18 protein-coding genes are annotated in these 21,147 nt (G+C 48.4%); 16 read left to right on the top strand and 2 right to left on the bottom strand.

Annotation, left to right across the window (positions count from 1 at the left end):
- Positions 1-179 precede the first annotated feature (179 nt).
- The 5 genes from GQS10_RS06725 (at position 180) to GQS10_RS06705 (ending at position 6,214) form a co-directional block, all read left to right on the top strand.
- Positions 180-1,394, top strand: a complete 1,215-nt coding sequence (locus GQS10_RS06725; protein WP_166240345.1) for a glycosyltransferase family 4 protein — start codon at positions 180-182, stop codon at positions 1,392-1,394.
- Positions 1,395-1,595: 201 nt separating this feature from the next.
- Positions 1,596-2,363: a thiazole synthase gene (locus GQS10_RS06720; protein WP_166240343.1), complete on the top strand. Its 768-nt coding sequence runs from the start codon at positions 1,596-1,598 to the stop codon at positions 2,361-2,363.
- Positions 2,364-2,376: 13 nt separating this feature from the next.
- On the top strand, positions 2,377-3,534 hold the full coding sequence (thiH, locus tag GQS10_RS06715) for a 2-iminoacetate synthase ThiH (RefSeq protein ID WP_166240341.1): 1,158 nt from the start codon (positions 2,377-2,379) through the stop codon (positions 3,532-3,534).
- A gap of 62 nt (positions 3,535-3,596) precedes the next feature.
- Complete coding sequence (locus GQS10_RS06710; RefSeq protein WP_166240339.1) at positions 3,597-4,937, top strand: radical SAM/SPASM domain-containing protein; 1,341 nt, start codon at positions 3,597-3,599, stop codon at positions 4,935-4,937.
- A gap of 173 nt (positions 4,938-5,110) precedes the next feature.
- A complete protein-coding gene (locus GQS10_RS06705) occupies positions 5,111-6,214 on the top strand; it encodes a TIGR04053 family radical SAM/SPASM domain-containing protein (protein ID WP_166240337.1) in 1,104 nt (367 codons plus the stop codon).
- 564 nt (positions 6,215-6,778) lie between these two features.
- Here the strand turns inward: GQS10_RS06705 and GQS10_RS06700 are convergent.
- Positions 6,779-9,136 carry a lamin tail domain-containing protein gene (locus GQS10_RS06700; RefSeq protein WP_341805019.1) on the bottom strand — a complete coding sequence of 786 codons (2,358 nt, stop codon included), beginning with the start codon at positions 9,134-9,136 and terminating at the stop codon, positions 6,779-6,781.
- A gap of 350 nt (positions 9,137-9,486) precedes the next feature.
- Positions 9,487-9,981 (bottom strand): hypothetical protein, encoded by a 495-nt coding sequence (locus GQS10_RS06695; RefSeq protein ID WP_166240335.1) that lies wholly within the window; start codon positions 9,979-9,981, stop codon positions 9,487-9,489.
- 300 nt (positions 9,982-10,281) lie between these two features.
- Here GQS10_RS06695 and GQS10_RS06690 point away from each other — a divergent pair, with 300 nt between their 5' ends.
- The 11 genes from GQS10_RS06690 (at position 10,282) to GQS10_RS06640 (ending at position 21,108) form a co-directional block, all read left to right on the top strand.
- Positions 10,282-10,743 carry a flavodoxin gene (locus GQS10_RS06690; RefSeq protein ID WP_166240333.1) on the top strand — a complete coding sequence of 154 codons (462 nt, stop codon included), beginning with the start codon at positions 10,282-10,284 and terminating at the stop codon, positions 10,741-10,743.
- Positions 10,736-11,620 carry a WD40/YVTN/BNR-like repeat-containing protein gene (locus GQS10_RS06685; RefSeq protein WP_166240331.1) on the top strand — a complete coding sequence of 295 codons (885 nt, stop codon included), beginning with the start codon at positions 10,736-10,738 and terminating at the stop codon, positions 11,618-11,620. The genes GQS10_RS06690 and GQS10_RS06685 overlap by 8 nt, the downstream gene beginning before the upstream one ends.
- A 180-nt stretch (positions 11,621-11,800) precedes the next feature.
- Positions 11,801-12,343 carry a hypothetical protein gene (locus GQS10_RS06680; RefSeq protein ID WP_166240329.1) on the top strand — a complete coding sequence of 181 codons (543 nt, stop codon included), beginning with the start codon at positions 11,801-11,803 and terminating at the stop codon, positions 12,341-12,343.
- 221 nt (positions 12,344-12,564) lie between these two features.
- Positions 12,565-13,800, top strand: coding sequence for an efflux RND transporter periplasmic adaptor subunit (locus GQS10_RS06675; RefSeq protein WP_166240328.1), 1,236 nt, complete (start codon positions 12,565-12,567; stop codon positions 13,798-13,800).
- 11 nt (positions 13,801-13,811) lie between these two features.
- Positions 13,812-14,426: a TetR/AcrR family transcriptional regulator gene (locus GQS10_RS06670; RefSeq protein ID WP_166240326.1), complete on the top strand. Its 615-nt coding sequence runs from the start codon at positions 13,812-13,814 to the stop codon at positions 14,424-14,426.
- A gap of 30 nt (positions 14,427-14,456) precedes the next feature.
- Positions 14,457-17,594, top strand: coding sequence for an efflux RND transporter permease subunit (locus GQS10_RS06665; RefSeq protein WP_166240324.1), 3,138 nt, complete (start codon positions 14,457-14,459; stop codon positions 17,592-17,594).
- A gap of 295 nt (positions 17,595-17,889) precedes the next feature.
- On the top strand, positions 17,890-18,777 hold the full coding sequence (locus GQS10_RS06660) for an SMP-30/gluconolactonase/LRE family protein (protein ID WP_166240322.1): 888 nt from the start codon (positions 17,890-17,892) through the stop codon (positions 18,775-18,777).
- Between the two features lie 14 nt (positions 18,778-18,791).
- Positions 18,792-19,541 carry an oxygen-insensitive NADPH nitroreductase gene (gene nfsA, locus GQS10_RS06655; protein ID WP_166240320.1) on the top strand — a complete coding sequence of 250 codons (750 nt, stop codon included), beginning with the start codon at positions 18,792-18,794 and terminating at the stop codon, positions 19,539-19,541.
- A 142-nt stretch (positions 19,542-19,683) separates the two neighbouring features.
- Complete coding sequence (locus GQS10_RS06650) at positions 19,684-20,082, top strand: hypothetical protein (protein ID WP_166240318.1); 399 nt, start codon at positions 19,684-19,686, stop codon at positions 20,080-20,082.
- A gap of 69 nt (positions 20,083-20,151) precedes the next feature.
- Positions 20,152-20,487 carry a hypothetical protein gene (locus tag GQS10_RS06645; protein ID WP_166240316.1) on the top strand — a complete coding sequence of 112 codons (336 nt, stop codon included), beginning with the start codon at positions 20,152-20,154 and terminating at the stop codon, positions 20,485-20,487.
- Between the two features lie 57 nt (positions 20,488-20,544).
- Entirely contained in the window at positions 20,545-21,108 is a 564-nt protein-coding gene (locus tag GQS10_RS06640; RefSeq protein ID WP_424991768.1) for an SMI1/KNR4 family protein, read from the top strand.
- Positions 21,109-21,147 lie beyond the last annotated feature (39 nt).

The raw sequence follows: 21,147 nt of genomic DNA, 5'->3' as shown, positions 1-21,147 counted from the left end.
AAATCAATCCTCCAAAAGTAAAGGTCCATAGAGTAAGTAAGATTATATAAAATCGTGGTATAATGTCGTAAATTGTTATAAAATAGAAAATAGAGTCGATTAGTATAAGCTTGTTGTTATTACGAATTGGATAATTACAGCTGAAGCACGTCTACATCAAGAAGGAAGCGATTGGAATAATGAAGGAAATACTCATGGTCTCCTATTTTTCTCCGCCCGAGTTGAATGCCGAATCCATATTGATCGCCAAAGCTTTAGGCAAATTGGTCGACAAATATAACATTGATCTCATTACAGCGGGCAATCTTCATGGAAAGAAAGATGAGCAGCTAGCGGATCTAGCTAACTTAGAGGCTGTTAACAGAATTGTAGTGGATACTCTAAATAAACCGGCATGGTTTGGTGAAGGAGCCATAAGAGATTCCATTTGGTACCGGTATGTGGATTATGTTTGGGAGGCAAGGGCCAAGCAGCATTACAGAGAGAAAAAGTATGATTTCATTTATTCAAGATCTCAACCAGGCATCTCTCATATGGTTGCACACCAATATAAAAAACAACTACATATTCCATGGGTGGCGCAGTTTAGTGATCCGTGGGCGAATAACCCTTTTCATAAGTATGGGCAAGCAAGATTGAAGCGAAAAGAAGAGGAAATTGTGCAATATGCTGATGTATTGGTTTTCCCGACCGAGGAAATACGCAAATTGTACGAAAGCACCTATCCAGCGATGGGGATTCGAAGTAAGTCGTATGTAATTCCGCATTGTTTTGAGGATTCTCTTTATCCAAATGAAGCTGGTAGCAAGAAGGAGAAAATGATCGTTTCTTATATCGGTGATTTTTACGGGTTGCGGAGTCCGGTTCATTTTCTGGAGGCAATGGAACTTGCTTTAAAATGGAAGCCTGACCTGGTGGACGTAATGGAGTTCCACATTTGGGGATACCTTGAACCTCGATACAAGGAGCTCATTGATTCGTTTCAAAGTATAAAGGAAATGATACACATTCATAACCAGACCGACTATTTGGATAGTCTTTCTAGAATGAAAACGAGCGACATACTGATCTTAATTGATGCTCCTTCGGAAGAAAACTTGTTTTTATCCTCAAAACTGATCGACTATTTTGGTTCACGAAAACCAATTTTAGGGGTAACACCTGAGGTTGGATCAGCCGCAGATTACTTAAGGCAATTTGGATTCCCGGTTGTAGATCCTTTAAATATATCGGATATTGCTGCTAATCTACTCGACATGATTGACCGGCTGCACTTTTACAAACACCGAGCAGAGAAAAATAATTATACTCCGTTTTCTACCGAGGAATATGTTCGGACACTTTGCTCCATATTCAAAAGTTTGGAGCAAAATCATCGGATGACGGCCGTGTGAGACTTTTATAACGATATACAAACTCCCTTGAGCGGCTTGTGCAAGGGAGTTTTTTTGTTTCGTGCTCAAATGGGATTCGATGCATGATTCCGCGTTGGAGCATGGAAAGATTTCAAACATGCTTGTGATTTTAATCACAAACTAGTTGCAGAAGGTTTGTTATGATATTCGGGACTTTTATCATTCGGAGGATCATGACGCATGGAGGACGTTTTTGTTATTGGAGGAGTGGAGCTGTCGAGCCGATTGTTTGTCGGGACCGGCAAATTCGGAAGGGAGTCGCTCATTTCCGATGTGATTCATTGCTCCGGCTCGCAGGTTGTGACTGTTGCGCTGCGGAGGGTGAATTTGCAGTCGCCGCAAAATCAGGTGATCGCCAGTATCCCGAAGGGGGTTCAGCTGCTTCCGAATACATCCGGTGCCCGCAATGCATTGGAGGCGATTCGGATTGCCAGACTGGCCAAAGAAGCCGGTTTGGGAAACTGGATTAAAATCGAAGTGATTCCCGATCAAACGTATTTGCTGCCGGATAACGAGGAGACGATCAAGGCTACTGCAATCTTGGCCAAAGAGGGCTTTCACGTGTTCCCCTACATGAATCCGGATTTAATCGCAGCACAGCGAATGCAAGAAGCCGGGGCTGCAGCCGTTATGCCGTTAGGTGCGCCAATCGGCTCGAACCGGGGACTGCAGACGAAAGAAATGATTCGAATTTTACTCGAGGAGATCGAGGTTCCTATTATTGTGGATGCGGGGATCGGTAAGCCGTCCGAGGCGGCCGATGCGATGGAGATGGGGGCAGCGGCGGTTCTTGTTAATACGGCGATCGCCTCGGCCAAGCATCCGGCTCTGATGGCCGAAGCGTTTGCAAGCGCGGTTCATGCCGGGAGGCTTGCCTATTGCTCCGGTCTTGGGATGGTTCGGGAGACAGCTTCGGCATCCTCGCCATTAACCGGGTTCCTTGGGTAAGGAGGTTGGGATGATGAGTTTTTATACAATATGCGAAGAGCTTTTGCAGACCGATTATACGGAACGTCAGCAGGCGGTAAGCAGATCGGACGTGCTGTCTATTTTGCAAAAGGATCGATTGAATTCAGATGATTTTTTTGCGCTGCTTTCTCCTGTGGCTGCATCTTGTTTGGAGGAAATGGCGCAAAAGGCGCATCGCTTGACCGTACAGCATTTTGGACGCACGATCCTACTGTATTCGCCGATTTATGTATCCGATTATTGCGTCAATTCGTGTGTATACTGCAGCTTTAGCGTGGAGCATGATTTCCCAAGAAAAGCACTGACGCTAGAGGAGGTTGCAAGAGAAGGCGTTGCCTTGGCAAAAACGGGCTTACAGCACGTGCTATTGCTAACTGGGGAATCCCCTCGTCATTCGGGTGTGACCTACCTAGTGGATTGCATTTCCGAGCTGAAGGAGTGTTTTGCTTCGGTATCCATTGAGGTGCAGCCTCTGGATGAAGAGGATTATGCAAGGCTGATCGAAAGCGGAGTCGACGGATTAACGCTCTACCAAGAGGTGTATAACAAAGAGGTTTATCGATCCCTCCACTTAAAAGGACCGAAGAGGGATTATTTGTACCGGCTTGATGCGCCGGAACGCGCTTGTAAGGCAGGGATGCGAACGGTGACGCTTGGACCGCTGTTAGGGCTGGATGATTGGCGGCGGGAGGTATTTGCAGCGGGGCAGCATGCCCGTTACTTGCAGCAGCGTTATCCTGCGACGGAAGTCGGGGTTTCATTCCCACGAATGAGGCCGCATTTGGGCGGCTGGAGCCCGAGTGAAGCGGTAGGGGATCGGGAGCTTGTGCAGGCGATGCTGGCCATGCGCCTTTATTTACCGCGGGCGGGAATCACACTTTCGACGCGGGAAAGCGCGGAGCTCCGTAATCGACTGCTGCGTCTTGGCGTGACGAAAATGTCGGCCGGCTCTTGCACTGCGGTTGGAGGTTATTCCGATCCCGGAGGCAGCGGATATGGAACTCCTCAGTTTGAGACATCAGATGAACGCAGTGTGGAGCAAATGAGAAATTATTTACTAAGCGAAGGGTACGAACCCCTGCTTACCGATTGGCCGCCTATGCTGGGGAGAGACGTATTTGACGGTGATGAAGAAGCGACCGGAGCCTAGGATTTGTTCCCTTGCTGTTGGAATCGGTTAAACGATGGATTGTATAAAGAGGGTTGTGAGTGATGGAGCAAAATTATACGATGTCCCGTTATACACGGACTATCCGGCTTTCGGCTGACAGCGAGGCCAGGCTGCTGTACAGCAGCTATACGGGGGCTATCGCGGAAATGGATGCGAAAGAATGCGCAGAGCTGAATCAACTGCTGTCGGGGATGCTGCGGGGTCCTTATTCTGCGGCAGTTCAAACCTGCATCGATTCCGGCTTTATTGTAGAAGCGGGGACGGATGAGCTGAAGCAGGCCGCCGCTCTTCGTCAAGCAACTCAGGAGAGCCGTTCGACACATTTGATTCTGATGCCGACGGAGGCGTGTAACTTCCGCTGCTCGTACTGTTATCAGCATTTTCCGCGAGGCGGCATGTCAGATGGGGTTAAGTCGGGCTTGAGAGCCTATGTCCAGGATTCAGCCCAGCGAATGGAGCAGGTATCGGTCAGCTGGTTTGGAGGAGAGCCCCTGCTGGAATATGACACGATTCTTGAGCTGTCCGATTCGTTCTTAGCAAGCTGTTCCGGTGCTGGCATATCCTATTCAGCCGATATGTCGACCAACGGTTATTTTTTAACGAGGGAGAGATTTCTGGAGCTCGTCCGGCGTCATGTAACCCGATTTATGGTGACGATAGACGGATCGCAGGACATCCATGATGCAAGGCGTATGCTTCGCGGCGGGGGAGGCAGCTATCGAACGATTATGCAAAATCTGCTTGATATAAGCGACACTTCGGCAGTCGCTTATATCGATCTGCGGGTCAATTTCGACCGCGATAACGAAGAGCATGTGCGGGAGCTGTTGTCGGAGCTATCCGGATATTTTTCGCACGATAAGAGGTTCCGTCTTTCGCTGCAGCCTGTCGGACGTTGGGGCGGACCCCGGGATGAGTTTATCCCCGTTTGCGCTCGCAACCATGCGGACCAGCAGATTTGGGGGTGGCTGGAAACCGCGCAGGAGCTCGGGCTTTCCTTGAGCCATACGATGGCCGACTCGCTGCTGCCGTCCGGATCGGTCTGTTACGCGGCAAAGCCGAACAGTTTCGTTATCGGCTCGGACGGCCGGCTCTACAAATGCTCGCTTGCCCTTGATGAGGAAGCGAACCAGGTAGGGCAGCTGCTTCCTGATGGGAGCATGAAGCTGGATGATTTAAAAATGGCGAAGTGGACCTCCTCCGGTGAAGAGCAGGATGAAGGCTGCCGCGCTTGCTTTTTCCGTCCGGCCTGCCAAGGCAGCCATTGTCCGCTGTACCGGATGAAAAGAGGGGAGCGGCCCTGCCCGAGAGAGAAACGGAATATAAAAAAGGTGCTGCAGCTTTTGCACAAGGAAACATTACAGCTGCAAGCGGGGAGGTGAAGCAGACATGAAGCTGATTCGCCCAGCACAAGGCTCAATAACGAAAACAGCGAACACGAAAATTTTAAAGTCGGTGCCAGGACATCTGTAAGGCTTTAATAGAATGAAGTCAATTACAAATGGCCTTAAATGAAATTGCCTAGTGTATCCAAAATCAACAGAGGAGGCGCATCATGAACGCTCTTGTAAAGGAAAGAGATTATGCGGTAAATCCGTTCATTGTCATTTGGGAGGTAACAAAGGCCTGTGCGCTGAAATGTCTGCACTGCAGGGCGGAAGCGCAGCATCAGGCGGACCCGCGGCAGCTTTCTTTTGAAGAGGGGAAACGGCTTATCGACGATATTGCCGGCATGGATCATCCACTGTTTGTTTTTACCGGCGGCGATCCGCTGATGCGCCCGGATCTGTTTGATTTAGCGAGTTATGCCGTGGAGAAGGGCCTTTCCGTATCGATGACGCCAAGCGCGACGCCAAAGGTTACCCTCGAGGCGGTCCGTAAAGCAAAGGATGCAGGGCTTTCTCGATGGGCATTTAGCTTGGACGGCTCATGTGCGGAGATTCATGACCATTTTCGCGGGACGAGGGGGTCCTTCGATTTAACTATGCGGGGGATCGGATACCTTAAAGAGCTGCAGATCCCGATACAAGTGAATACGACCGTTTCAAGGTACAATTTGCAGGATTTGCAGGCCATATCGGAAAAGGTGCGGGATATGGGGGCTGTAGTTTGGAGTGTCTTTTTCCTTGTTCCAACAGGGCGGGGCATGGAAGCAGACATGATCAGCCCCGAGGAGCACGAAAAGGTACTGAAGTGGCTTGCCGATGTACAGCGCAGCATGCCGTATGGGGTAAAGACCACGGAAGCTCCGCATTTTCGCAGGGTGCTGCTGCAGGAGTCGCAAAGGCTGGCCGATCTTTATGGGGAACCGACTGCGATTTCCTCAGGCGTTGTGAAGAGGCTCGATGTGCTTGGCCGAGCGCCGAAGGGAGTCAATGACGGCAACGGCTTTGTGTTTATTAGCCATATTGGAGAGGTGTATCCGAGCGGCTTTCTGCCGGTTGCCTGCGGCAATGTAAGGGAGCGATCGCTGCCGGACATATACCGTGAGCATCCGGTGATGAGAAGTTTGCGCAATAAAGCGCTGCTGAAGGGGAAGTGCGGTGTTTGCGAGTTTAACACGATTTGCGGTGGCTCGCGGGCCCGTGCGTATGCAGTGACCGGCGACTACTTGCAGAGTGATCCCTACTGCACGCATATTCCGAAGGCTTGGGCCTAAGCTTAGGTGTTTTTCATTATTTTGTGATTCTATTTTCCTATAAAAATGATAAAATGGATGTATGTCTCTACCTTATTTTGGAGGTATCATCCATGTTCTCGGTGAAAGGCTTTATTTCTTGGGTACTAGGTGGATTAAAGCGCGAGGAAGAAAAGATCGTATTAGCAAAATGGGAAAAGTTATGCGATATGTGTGATGGTAGAGGATACTATGATTTACTGAGTAATTGTGAATCGTGTGGGGGATCAGGCAAAGTCCGAATCAGTTATAAAGATACGCACGATTTGAAGTAAATGCGGTTTTATTTTTAGCAAGTAACAGCATTCCATAGTTGAGCAGCCGCCCCGAGCCGATTGGGGCGGTTTTTATGCTTAAAAGGAATGAGGTAGAGGATAGGAGTGAATATGATGAGTGGGAAAAAAAAGCAAAAACCACTCCATAGTCGGAGTGGCTCTGTAAGGATACGCGTATAAAGTTTTTTCTGTTTTAACGATCCTTCATATGGAGGGACTGCGAAGGTGAAGGTATTTAACTAGACTAATGTCACGTTAACTGTACTCCGTATTAATTCATTATGCGAACATGATCAATGTTTAAGCGTTGGCCGGTCGTGCCGGACACCACGATTTGGAAACGAACGGCGGACGTTTCATTTACGGAGATGCTTTTTTCCGTCAGTGAGGACGTTGCCGCAGCAGCGGAAGTGACATCTGTCCAGGTCGCGCCGTTATCCACTGATTTTTGCAGCTTCCATGTTGCTCCGGTGTCGCTGCCGAAGTTTGCTACATGAAGCTTGATTTCTTTTGCGGCGGACACGTTGAAGTTCATGGCTAACGAACCGGTGGCTCTGATACGAGCAGCCTTCGTGCCGTTCTTCTTATCGGAGCTTAAGCCGCCGATTAATGCATTATGAAACGCCCAGGATCCGGAGGAGAGTGTCACGTTGCCGTTGGTATACGAGTCCTTGGATCCGGTTTCGAACGTTTCATCAAGCTGAGCCGCTGATACAGCGACTACGTTTACAGTGAAGCTGTCATTGACCGAGCCGCCGCGTCCGTCATTCGCCGTAACAGTAATGCTAGCAGTACCCGCAGATACAGGCGTTACCGTTAGCTGCTTGCCGCTCACAGCCACTTTGGCGATGCCTGAATTGCTGGAACTTGCGGTCAGCGTTAGTGGATCGCCGTCCGCATCGGAAAATGTATTCGTCGCATCGATGACGACAGCACTGCCTCCCAGCGTTGCCGTTTGATCGGCGATCGGACTTGCTGCGATTGGCGCATGGTTGCTGCTGGTCGTTGTATGGATACCAAGGTTGGAGGTCGTATCCTTTGACTGGGCATCCCATTCCGCACTATTGTAGGAGGCCGTCCCGGATGTAACGGTGCCTTTGCGGATAAGCGTGAGGTCCGTGCCAAAGGAGGTCCCTGCCGTCCCGATGACATCTATAACCACTCCGCTTTTCTTCAACGTGATGGCATCGTCTCCGTTGAAGGAAATGCTGCTGCTCGTTGTATCTGCGCTATTGCGAATGGATGACGATGCGCTAGGATGGGCTAGAACATAGACGTCTCCGTGTTGAAGCGTTCCGTTTAGCGAGATGACAGACGTCGTGTTAGATTGTGTAATGGTATAAGAGGACAAATTTACAGCAGCGCCGGTTCCGTTGTAGATCTCAAGCGCCTTGTTATAGCTGGACCCTTCGACATATTCGGAGAAGAACAGGTCCCCAGTGCCGCCACCGCTGCCGTCTCCACCTCCGCCAGTTCCGCCGCCGCCCCCGTTTCCATTACAATATCCGTAACCATACGACCCGGATTTAAACGTACAGGTATCCCACCAATTATAGCCTGCCGAAGGCGCTGACCATGGCTCGGCCTGAGGCTCTGTCGACGTTGAAGGATTTTCCATGCTTAAAAGCGTTGTAACTGGATCAAGCTGCAATCCGTTAACCTGGCTTAGGCTCGTGTATGATTCCTTAGTCGCAAGCCAATTTACCATGTTGACCAGCAGTACACCGTCATCCTGTTCCTTGAAGCCGTCGTAGGTTTTTTTCGAGCCGCCGGTTTCCTCACGAAGATACTTTGGTGTCGCATCCTCCACTGGAGAAGAATCCCCAATGAACGCTGCTTTGCCTGCGCCCACCTTGGAGACCGCCGCGTATGGCCCCTCATTTCGGCCGCCGCCCTCATAAACCCCTTGATCAACAGCATGCGACCATGCGGCCGTAGTAGAAGGAAGATATACGATGCCCTTGGCTTTCTGCGGATCGGTAATGGCCAGTGTCGAGCCCGCATGCATGGCAACGGCTGACACGCCCTGCGTAATGTTGAACGACTGGGAAGGCTCCACAATGTCATTGGCTACTACGTTGCCGATCGCATTGTAACGGAACCGCACGCCAAAGTTAGAGCCGAGCCAGTCAGAGCTCGATACATCCTGCATTGCGGCAGAACTGCTTTCTTCCGCACTCATCCCTTGTGCAGGATTGCTCCATGCGCCACGGCGGTAGCCATTGAAGGCCTCGGAGGCGTCCCAGCGATTTTTGTTGCGGTCGGCATTATAATGGTCCGAAATGAAGAAAATGCTGCCGCCGTTCTGCACATATTGGAGCATGGCAGCTTGTTCTGTCGTTTTGTAAGGAGTATTCGCTTCAGCGATAATGAACACATCATAGCTTGAGAGATCGTTATACGTAATTGGGGTCGTCTTGCGGAGTTCTTTGACGTAGTACCCGTTGGTAGCGAGTGCATTGGCAAAATCCGAAAAGGCTCCATCAATTACCCAATCTGCAGCTCCGGCAGTTTGTCCGTGGGTATTGTCAAACAAAACCTTTTTCCCATTGGCCGTTCCCATTGGCTGCAGCTCGGGGGCAGGATCCAACGGACCTTCTGCGTTTGCAGCAGGAACCATGCTGCCCATCAATAGCGTGGCGGCGACCAACGAGGCGTACACCTTGCGGTGCAGCGTGTGAACGAACATTTTCAAATCATTTTCCTCCTCAATTATCACGAATAAAATAAGACCCAATGGCTCTAGTTCATAGGGGGACAAGCCATCCTGTCCAAACTAATCATCGCATAATTTTTACAAAAATTGTGTTAAGTTATTGCAAAAATGAAGAATCGGATGCGAAGCGGCGAGGGTAGGACAATAATGCGTAACGGAGGTAGGGAGAGGGGCTTTTGATAGGGAATAAAATGCGTTGAAACAAAAGATCCAAACGTCAATCAGCTGCCGTCTGGATCTACCGAATTAACTTTGTTGTCGACTTATTTAGCATTTTCCATAAAATAATCTTTGTAATTTATTTGAATCCAACCGGAAAATGTTTCAAAGTCTTTGCTAATTACAAGCATAAGCCTACGTTCTACTTGGTTAGTTATTGAATCATAACCAATTGAATAAATCTTATATTCCGTATTCGTGAATTTCTTAATAATATTAAAACGTTCCTGAAGGTTTAAATGATCCCAAATCGAATCTTTTAAATTTACATCCATCCGCGAATTGTTTGTAACCTGGTAACTCTCATTACCGAGAGTAATCGATCCTTCCAACTGATCAGGGAAGATTAAACTTTTCGTTATTTTAATATCTATCGTTGCTTTCACCAGCGAGGGTGTCTTTTCACCATCTTGTAAAGAAATATGGAGTTCCTTGGTTATGCTATCAGTCCAATTAAAAAGTAGAGTAACCAAAATTAAAGAAGTAATCGATACACTATACCAAAGCTGAGGTGTTCTTTTTATTTGTAACGCCTCCATACTAGGATCTAAAATCTACTTTTTTAACAACACAAATCAAATTATAGCCTAAACCCAATTAAAAACAATTATAGGTTTCTTTAGAACTTCGTACCCTTAGAAATAACTCCTTAGTTCCAAGTGGAACTCTGGGGTTTTGTTTTTTTGCAGGACTTGTTCAGACGACGGGGCGTCCGCACATATGACTTATAATTTTGCATAAAGTTAGTCATAAAATATGTTGATAATGATTATCATTCCTAGTAAAATAGGTGTCAGCCACATTGAGAATTATTATCACTTCAAAAGGAGCGGGAAAACATGGCGAAGATTTTAATCGCATACGCCAGTATGTCCGGGAATACAGAAGATATCGCAAATTTATTGAAATCAAAGGTAGAGCCTTACCACGATGCCATTGAAATGCTCGAGATCGAGCATATGGACGCAAAGGACTTGGCAGATTACGACGGGCTTCTCATCGGCTCGTATACATGGGGAGATGGGGAGCTGCCATATGAAGTGGAAGATTTTTTCGAGGAGCTGGCGAATGTAGATTTATCGGGTAAAAAAGCAGCGGTATTTGGCTCCGGTGACAAGGTATATCCCAAGTTTTGCGCTGCGGTTGACCTGATCGAACAAAGCTTAAAGGAATGCGGTGCAGAGCTCGTCCAAAACGGACTTCGAATTGAATTCACACCAGACACCAAAGAAGAAAAGGAACAATGCGAGCAGTTTGCGCTGAGCTTTGCGAAGGCGCTTGGGAATAAATCCGATGAATGAAACGTTTATGAGCGCCACGGCCGTTACTCGAGTAGGGAACGGAAATCTCGTAGTTGCTACTAAAGAGGGGGTCTTCGTCCGGACCGGAGACACATGGATTCATTCCTTCATGTCCCTTGGTAAACGAATTCGAGACTTAACGAGTCAGCAGGAGAGGGTTTTCGGTATCGGCGATGAAGGAACGTTTATTAAAAGTACCGACGGAGGGAGGAGCTGGATCGCGAGGCGGTTTTCGACTCAGGCATCCGGTTGGAGCATTTGCAGCGATTCGAAGGGAACTGTAGTCGCGCATGGAGAGAAAGTATTGTACGTTTCCACCGATTACGGGGACACCTGGAGCATAGTGAAGCCTTTCGAGCATAGTCATTCACCTTCGATCAGGTCCTTATGCTTAAATGGAAATTACATTTTTATCGGAACCAAAATTCATTCGTCTCAGGGTGGAGTTTGGTGTTATGATTTGAAGGCCGGCACCAACAATCGGATAAAGGTCGAAAATCAACGGATGATCTCCTCCATGCTTACTTATAATCAATACTTAATAACGGCAAGCGGATCTTGCAAAAGCTTTAACGGGAGCATTGAATTTTGCCGAATAGATGACGTTTTTAAAGGTCCGGCTGAGTGGGCGGCGTGTCATGGAAAACAGGCGCAGAGCTTTTTGGATTTGAGCGAGGATGGTGGTACCATTTACGCGACATCCACACAAAACACCGAAGGTTACGGAATGGTGTCCCATGTATGTTTGGATTCCAAAGAAATCTCTCCTTGTAATCTGGTGAAGGGGCACGGGTGGAGAATCAGCAGCAAGGATAACAATTATTTTGTAGCGGGGCTTTACGAGTCTATACATTATTCGAATGCTGCTTTTGCATGAAAATATAGAGTAAAAGTAAACGATACCCATAGGTTGAAACAGAAAATATAAAGAATGGAACGAGCATGGAGCAGTTTGCCGCGGCAGCTGCTCTTTTTCGTTACAGCATCAGGAGTTTAAAAGAAAATAGAATATTAATATATTGATAGGATGATTATTTGATTGTAAAGGTGAGAATAGATGGAAAAGAAAATAGTATTACTATATGGGAGCAAGCTTCCGCCTTATAAGCATATTGAAAAGATCTCACAAAAGTACTGGAGATATTACGAACGGGATCAGCGTAACGGGAACTATGAAGAAAATGAATTTTTCGAAGTATGGGTTTCCTTTCACTTTACGGATTCTGTTCCCGAAAAATTTACCTATGTCACATTATGTATCCCGATTAGAAGAAGTTTTTTATCCAAGCTCTATTCCATATTTGAAGCATTAGAGTGCAATGTACAATTATGTGATTTTACCCATTCGCACCCGACTACAGAGGTGTTGGGAATTACCTATGAAGGTTATTGTTATCGTTGTTCAAATGGGACTAAGCTATTGTTTATAAATTTGTATTGTGATGAAAATGGCCATGAGGATACTGTTTTTGAGCTTGAATGGTACCGAAAACTACCAGAAGACAAACGTTGGTATATTGCCAAAAAGGAAGAAGATCCGGAAAAAGCATTTGAGCAGTGGGTTGTAAATCAGATATCTCCTAATGCAGCCTCTTCATAAGAGGGGGACATCGTTTGAAACCGATGGGTTCGATAGCCGGCGATGGAGTTAGAATGAACGGAGAAGAGGAGAAGACGAGAACACCTGGCACTTTGCGACACTCCCCAGCGGAGTGTCTTTTTTGTGACAAAAATATCCGAATATTGCCAAGAGTCCAGCCAATTGCTATGATATGACTGACTAGTCAGTCACAAAGATAAAATGGGAGTGTGGGGACCGAGATGTGGTCGAAACAAAAAATACTTACCACCGCTTCATTGGCACTATTGCTTGTCATGGCTTCCGGCTGCGGCTCGCCGGCTTCACAAGGCAGTACAGAGCCGGTCACGAATGCAAAGATTGTTGGTGTAACGAAAGTAGAGTCCGCACTGATGGAGCAGCAAAGCGCGCTGTCAGCGGAAGTCATTCCATTTGTGGAGCTGGATGTGATCGTCAAAGCTGACGGAGATATCGCTAAGGTACATAAGAAGCGGGGAGATCAGGTAGCCAAGGATGAGGTGATCCTTGAAATCGATAAAACCGATATTGCCCGCGAAAAGCAAAAGGTCGATGCGGCGATGACGACGGCGTCCGAGCAGTATGAGAAGGCCAAGAAGGACCTCGCCGATACGCAAAAAGAGCTGACGTTATCCATCGATAAGACGGAGCTGGCCATTTCCGAGCTGGAACGTGATTACGCAAAGCTTCGTAACGACTACGATTTGGGACTTATTGAAAAACGGCAGCTGCAGACGATGGAAACGAAGCTGGAGCAAACGAGGCTCGATCTGGAGCTGCTCCATGATAAAAAGCAGACGCTGGAAACGAGCAACCCGCTCAGTCAAGCGGAATACCAGCTAACAACGGCACGGCTTGCCTATGAGGACTGGGAGCGGGCTCATTCTTACTATGATGTGAAGTCCCCGATTTCCGGCGTATTGACGTATATGCCTGCCGAGGAAGGGATGACCGTTCAGAAAGGCCTACAGATTGCAAAAGTACAGCAGCAGGATCTCATTAAGGTGAAGGCACAGCTAACGGAGTCGTATTTGCCACTTGTGGCCAATCAGGAAACACTCTCGTTCACACATCAAGCCACAGGGGAGTCTTTTACAGGTAAGGTTATTTACGTTTCACCGACCGCCAACCTGCAGACGAAGACGTATGAGCTTGAGCTTCAGACCGATAATTCCCAAGGCAAATTAAAGCCGGGCATGCGCGTTCAGCTGCAATTGTCTGCTGCGGCTGCAGCACCTTCTATGGTCGTACCGGAGGATGCAGTATTACGAGATAAGGATGAAAGCTATGTTTTTGTACTGAAAGGCGAACAGGCGGAAAAACGCATGGTCGTCACAGGACGGTTGACAGCTGGTAAGCAGGAAATTGTCTCCGGTCTTGAGAGCGGAGAAACGATTATTGTTCGAGGACATCTCCGTTTGGCGGACGGCGACCGAGTGTCCGTGGAAGGGCAGCAGTAGGAGGAGAGTATATGGTTAAGGACGCAGAGCAGACGAAGCAGAATATTATAACCGCCGCTTTAGAGCTTTTTACAGAAAAAGGGTACTACGAAACGAAGGTGTCCGATATCGTCAAGCGGGCCGGTGTAGCCCAAGGGACATTTTATTTATATTTTCCAACGAAGGAAAGCCTTTTTATACGAATCCTGAATAACACCAATCAAGCGATGCTGGAGCAGATCGAGCATATTTTTGCCGAAAAGGTTTCGTTGGAGATGTCGGAAGAGGAAATTAAGGAAAGCCTGTTTGCTACGATTAAGGGCTGTAAAACGATGTACCGTGAGCATCGGGATATTATGTATATTTTGCGGGTGCATGGTGTCTCCCAAATTCCGGAAGTGCAAAAAATTATGGAAGAAGCTGACCAAAGCCTGCATCGAATTATTATTCATCTGTTTAAAAAGTTTCAGCTCTTCCCGGAGTATGATCAAAACGCTTATGAGATCGCCGCCCGCGCCATTCATGGCATGCTAACGGAAACCTGCTTACATTACATTATATTGCAGGAATCTACCGAGGAAGACATTACGAAGGTAGCGCGTGTTTTGACCGAAATGATTTACGATATGACCTTAGGCAGTAAATAGATAGATCTGTGGGAAGAGGAGAGGGCTAATGTGATCGCTCGCGCGCTGAAATATCGTAAAATTACGCTGTTGTTTATGCTGATTGCCATGATTGTCGGCCTGACTAATTTTCTTGGTCTGCAGCAGCGGGAAAATCCTGAAATTACGGCATCCTTCGCGACCATTCGGACCATTTATCCCGGTGCTTCTCCGGAAAAGGTGGAGCAGCTTGTTACAAAGAAGCTTGAGGATAAAATCAACGAAATGGAGCATATCCTGAAGGTTACTTCCACCTCTCAGGAGAGTGTCTCCCTGATCGTAATCGAGCTGGTTCCGGGCACGGATACGGAACGGAGCTGGGATAAGCTGCGGCAGCAGATGCAGTCGGCCGAGGCGGATTTGCCTGATGGCGCGGAGGCGCCGGTCATCAATACGAATTTGACCGAAATATCGCAGCAAATTTTGCATTTGGTTGTGGACAGCCCGGAGCAGTTTGAAGGACTTCGTCCTCTGACCGAGCATTGGAAGGAGCAGCTGCGGTCAGTCAGCGGGGTGAGCAGTGTTGAGGTGGTCGGGCCGCCCGAGCAAGAGGTAAAGGTACAGCTCGACGATGCGAAGCTGGAGCAGTACGGGCTTCATTGGGGCCTCATCTCGCAGGCGCTTGCGAATGCCAACGATCGCGTGCCGATCGGGACGCTGGATCAGAACAACGAGAGGACGTACCATCAGCTAACAGGGGAATGGAGCTCCGCGGATGAGGTGGCGGAGACGATCGTATATCGTTCCCCGGCGGCAGGCTCCTCGCTGAAGCTGAAGGATGTCGCAGAGGTAACGCTGACTCCGAAGAAGCTGGAGCAGCGCATTTTCTATAATGGAAAGCCGGCGATTGATATCGCGATCAAGGCGCAGCGCGGCGTCGATATTCCATCGCTGCAGGAGCGGATCGACGCAAAGCTGGAGGAGTTGAAGCCGCAGATTCCGCCGGAGGTTGAGCTGGTCAGCGCCTTTAATCAGAAGGAAAGCGTAGATAAGCTGTTCTCTGAGCTGAGCAAGGAGCTGATAATCGGGATCATTGCCGTCATTGTCGTATGCTCCTTGGGACTGACATTAAGCACATCGCTGCTGGTGTCGACGGCAATTCCGCTTTCGATTTTAATCGGATTGATTCCCTTGAGTCTGTTCGGGGTCGATTTGAATCAGATCACGATTGTCGCTCTTGTGATAGTCTTAGGGATTCTCGTGGATGATGCGATTGTCGTAAATGACAACATCGAACGGCGGCTGCAGCTGGGGGATTCGCCGCAGCAAGCATCCCTTGTCGGAAGCCGGGAAGTGGGCGTATCGATTTTGACGGCGACGATTGCAACGGCGTCCGCGTTTTTCCCACTGTATTTCTTGAAGGGAAATATCGGTGATTTTATTCGTCCGATTCCGCTTGTGATTACCTTTACATTAGCCGTCTCCATGGTGATGTCGTTGACGGTCGTGCCGATCGTACGGCAGTGGGAGCAGGAGCGGAGGCTGCGCCTTGGCAAAGGCAGCGGTGCCGCTTCGGATAAGCGAAGCAGTCCGGGACTGCTCGGCCGCCAATTCGAGCAGCTCAGCCTATTTTACGAGCGGAAGCTTACCGGCGTAATGAAGCGGCCGGTGCTGGCGGGCGTGGTCGCGATGGCGATCGGCACCTCCAGCTTCGGGCTGCTGCCGCTGCTCGGCGTGCAGTATTTCCCGCCGGCGGAGCGCGAGCAGCTGCTCGTCGATATTGAGCTGCCAACCGGCAGCACCTTCGCCGATACGTCGGATACGACGGCGGCGATCGGCGCTTGGATTCAGCGCCAGCCCGGCGTCAAGGAGGTATCCGCTTACGCCGGACGTACCGCGCCGAAGTTTTATTATACCGAGGAAGACCGGTTCGACAGCCTCACGGGGCAAATATTAGCGATTGTGGACCTGGATGTAGTGCATACCGGCGCTTTGGTTTCTTCTTGGCGTAAGGAGCTGTCGGCCCTTTATCCGGGAGTGCAAATTACGCCGCGAGAGCTGGAGAACGGCCCGCCGGTCGGCGCACCGATTGCGATTCGGCTGAGCGGCTCCGACCTGGGTGAATTGCAGCGTTTGTCTGCGCAGCTGCAGCAAACGCTGACGACGATTCCGGGCGCGGTCGATATTTCCGACGATATCGGAAAGCCGGCTCCGACGGTCAATATGGTGCTGGATAAGGATAAACTGAATTATTATGGAGTAACCGAGAAGGAATTGACTGCCACGGTGAGATTGGCGACGGAAGGCATTCAAGCCGCTGATCTGCTGCTGGACAATAAACTGGTCGATATCACGTTGTTCCGCGACCATCCGGACGGCGTAAAGTCGGTACGTGATCTGCTCGTGCCTTCTTCAACAGGTGCACTGTATCCGGTGCAGGAATTTGTGCAGTTTGAGCAAACGGAGACGCTGTCCAAAATTCAACGCTTTAACTACATGCGTACGGTCACCGTCCGCGCGTATACCGACGGCGTGCTCGCCGCTGATATTATGAAGGTGCTGCAGCCGCAGCTCGATGCGATGCAGCTGCCTGACGGCTACTCGGTGAGCGTCGGCGGTGAAAACGAAGAGCGGGACAATTCGTTTGCGGCGATCGGGCAGTTATCGCTGGTCGTGCTGATGCTGATCTATATCATTATCGCAATACAGTTTTATTCGTTGTCGACGCCAATCCTCATCTTGTCGACGGTGTATTTGGCGCTTGGTGGAGCGTTAATTGGTCTATTCATAACGGGTGCACCTATCGGCTTTATGGCGTTAATGGGTGTCGTTAGTCTCTCCGGCATGGTCGTGCGTAACGGGATCGTATTAATCGAGTTCGTCGAGCAGGCAAGAGAGGAGCGCGGCTTGAGCTTGAACGAGGCTATTGTGGAGGCCGGAAAGGCGCGGCTTCGTCCGATCCTGCTGACGGCGGCGACGGCGGTCAGCGGCTTGATGCCGATGGCGATTGCCGGGGGAAGCCTATGGCGTCCGATGGCGGTATCGATCATCAGCGGGCTTATTTATTCGACAGTGTTAACGTTAGTCGTTGTTCCTTCGCTTTATAAGGTATTGATGGAGTGGAAGCTGCGGCGTGCGAAGAAGAATGGACATGACATGAACAGGCATGGTACGCATCCCGGACATCACGGGCATTCTTTGAATGGGTAACAGAGTTGCGCGCAATCATGACAAAGCATTGGAAGCTTGAATGGCGGGACGGTAATGAATCTACGTAGAGAAATCTGAGACCCCCAGATGAGTTAAGAATTTGAGATCGCCAACCGTTCCAATGCACTTGAACTGGAACGGTTGGTGATATTTTTTGGTTTCAAAAATGAATATTTTGGTTACGGATGGTATCATAGTTATACGCAAAGTGTAATGCAGCATATAGCGGTCGGGTTCATATTTTGAGCTCATTTCGATTATTGTCATAAGTTCGCCGATATGAGGAGGGCAGGACGTGCACAAACCTCAGCTTTTAGCAGATGTGAGAGCTTCGCTTGGGGAAGGTCCGGTGTGGGATTCTCGCAGTAAATCATTGTATTGGGTGGACATCATTGAAAAACGGTTATTTGTCATGCAGCCGGAATCAGACTCGAGTCAGTATCGCACGCTGCATTTTAACCAATCGATTTGTGCAGTGGCTCCGAAGAAGGATGGCGGATTCATAGCTGCAGCGGAGAACGGCTTTTACACCTTGGATGATGCGGGCGGTGAACTGACGCCGGTATACGATCCGGAATCGGATCGACCCGGCAACCGTTTTAATGATGGCAAATGTGATCCGCAGGGCCGATTCTGGGCGGGTACGATGCACCATGAACAAATTCTCGGGGCGGGCGCCTTGTATCGTTTGGATCAAGATTTGAATTGCTCGAAAATGGTTGATGGGGTAACGATCTCTAACGGACTAGCCTGGAGCTCGGACAGCACAGTGCTGTATTATATCGACACCCCGACCCGGCAGGTCGATGCTTTTACATTTGATTCATCCACTGGGGAGCTCTCGGATCGACGCACGGTCATCGATTTCTGTGATGAAGAAGGCTTTCCGGACGGGATGACCATCGATGCAGAGGGCATGCTTTGGATCGCGCATTGGGGCGGTTGGCAGGTGTCGCGCTGGAATCCGGTTTCCGGCAAGTGCTTGGATCGGATCAAGGTGCCCGCCGCACAAGTAACCTCCTGTACCTTTGGAGGCACCGATCTGAAAACCTTGTACATCACCACGGCAGCTATCGGTCTTTCGGAGGCTGATCATCGTGAGCAGCCTCATGCCGGAGGGCTTTTCGCGGTACAAATGAATGTCCGGGGCACCGATACGCATCCGTTTGGAGCTTACATTTGAGAGGAGTCACTAAGATGAATACGGTTATTGAAACGATATTAAATCATCGTTCGATTCGAGAATACGAGGACCGGCCGCTTAGCGAAGAGCAAATCCGGCTGATCGTTGAAAGCGCACAGGCTGCGTCGACCTCCAGTTATATCCAAGCCTATTCGATTATTGGAGTAAAAAATCCCGAGACGAAGCGCCGTTTGGCCGAGCTGGCCGGTAACCAGCCCTACGTTGCTGCCAATGGCCATTTCTTTATCTTTTGCGCGGATTTGCACCGGCATGATGTGATTGCGGAGATGGAAGGAGCCGATCTGACTGCGTCTTTGGAAAGCAACGAAAAATTTATGGTGGCTGTGATCGACGCTGCACTCGCTGCGCAAAATGCCTCCATTGCCGCAGAGTCAATGGGTCTTGGCATTTGTTATATAGGAGGGCTTCGTAATCAGCTGGAGGAGGTCGGCCGCTTGCTTCAGCTGCCGGATCGTGTGCTGCCTTTGTTCGGGTTGAGCGTTGGTTACCCTGCCAATCCGTCGGACAAGAAGCCGCGGCTTCCTATGGAGCATGTGTATCATGAAGAGACTTATCCGCAGGATGATGCGGTTTACAAGCAGCAGTTGACCGCTTATAATGAGCAAATTTCCAGCTATTATAATGAACGGACCCATGGCAAACGAAAGGATACGTGGACAGGACAAATGGCGAAAATGCTGTCTAATCCGTCTCGTATGTATATGAAGGAGTTCGTGCAAAGCAAGGGTTTCGATAAAAAGTAACATGATGTATGGTTTAGTTAAAACTTATCGGTGAAGAGGAGAAGCTGCCGTCTGAAATGGCAGCTTCTTTTTTATATTGTCGAGCTATTCTTTGTGTTTTTATGTTAAAATATGGAACGTGTACAATATGGAGGTGTAACAGTTGACTACATTATTTGCGCAAATCGGTCAGCTTTTTTTAGGAATCCTTTTTTTAGTTGCAGGTGTAAACGGCTTTTTCGTGATTTTTGGGCTTGAACCCTTTATCGCGACTAGCCCGGCTGCGATGGCATTGTTTCAATTTGAATATTTGCTAATCACTGAAAAATCTTTAGAAGTGATCTGCGGAATCTTACTATTAACTAGACAATTTATCCCTCTTGTCCTAGCTATATTATCGCCTATTGTAGCCAATATTTTTTTACTGCATTTGTTCATTGACCATTCATTGCTTCTTCTAGCTACCCTTGTCGTTATCACACATGGTTATTTGTTGTTCTATTATAGAAGCCATTTTATGAACCTGCTGGTAAGAAAGCCTAAACATCCGACTACATTATAGGGTGGTTCATGACATTCATGACATAGCAATAATGAGATCGTCCACACGTACTGCAGAGAGGTGAGAATTTTGCAAGCAGATACATTTTTATCAGTGGTGCATTTCTTTTTTTGGATCGGTGTTTTAATGGTTGTTTTAATGCCGATCGGGACATTCCTTGATGTCTTTGCAAATTATATAGCATCAGGCAGGCTGGCCAAAGCTTTTGAATTCGTTTTTAACATCATTCATTTCCTCATCTTCACGCTAGGTATTTCTTGGATTGATCAATTGTTGCACTCCGTGGAACTCAACACAGTAGTGGAATTTTTACTTGCACTGGTTATCTATATTGGGCTCAACCTCATTCAGCAGCTTGGAGATTATGTTAAGCGGAAAGACCAGAGTGAAAGAGACGAGAGCTAGATTATTTTCATCATGCGTAAGTTGTGGAATGAAGTGCTGAATAGGAGCTGCTTAGCTGTGGGCGAAGATCAAAATGTGCAGTGGGATCAAGTTTTTGATGAGATATATGAAAGGAAAGAGGGGGTTGGTCAAGAGGAGTTAACCGACTTTACCCGAGTATGGAATGTCCAATTGTCGGATTTGGAAATTCAGGATATTCAGAACAGACTCGTGCAATTATTTAAGAGCCCGCCCTTTGACCCAACACTATGGAGGTTACCACAAAAGGATTTGCCATTATCTTATTTGGATTTTTTACGTTATTCAGATGGTGGCGAATTTCAAACAGGGGATAGATACTTTCAATTTTTCAGCATTCATGAGTTAAGAGAATATAACTTGGCTTATGAATTTCCAGAGTATATGGAGGGCTGTATATCTTTTGGTATGGATGGAGCTGGAAATCACTACATTTTTGATATGAGAGAGCCTATGAGAAATCATGAGTATCCTATTATTGCTGCTCATTCAGGAGATCTGGACTACAGCGGGAGCATAAGGGTAGCGGACTCATTCCTTGAACTATGTGAAGAAAGAACTTCATTAGATGATCTGAGAGAGAAAATAGAGAGTAACACGTAATATAGGCGGCCGAGAGACGTTTTATAGTCACGGACCGCC

Origin of the sequence: Paenibacillus turpanensis (assembly GCF_011421635.1) — a bacterium.
In the GTDB taxonomy this organism is placed as follows: Bacteria; Bacillota; Bacilli; order Paenibacillales; family YIM-B00363; genus Paenibacillus_AK; species Paenibacillus_AK turpanensis.
Note: the sequence above shows the minus strand (reverse complement) of the source record. Positions and strands in the feature narration are given on the sequence as shown.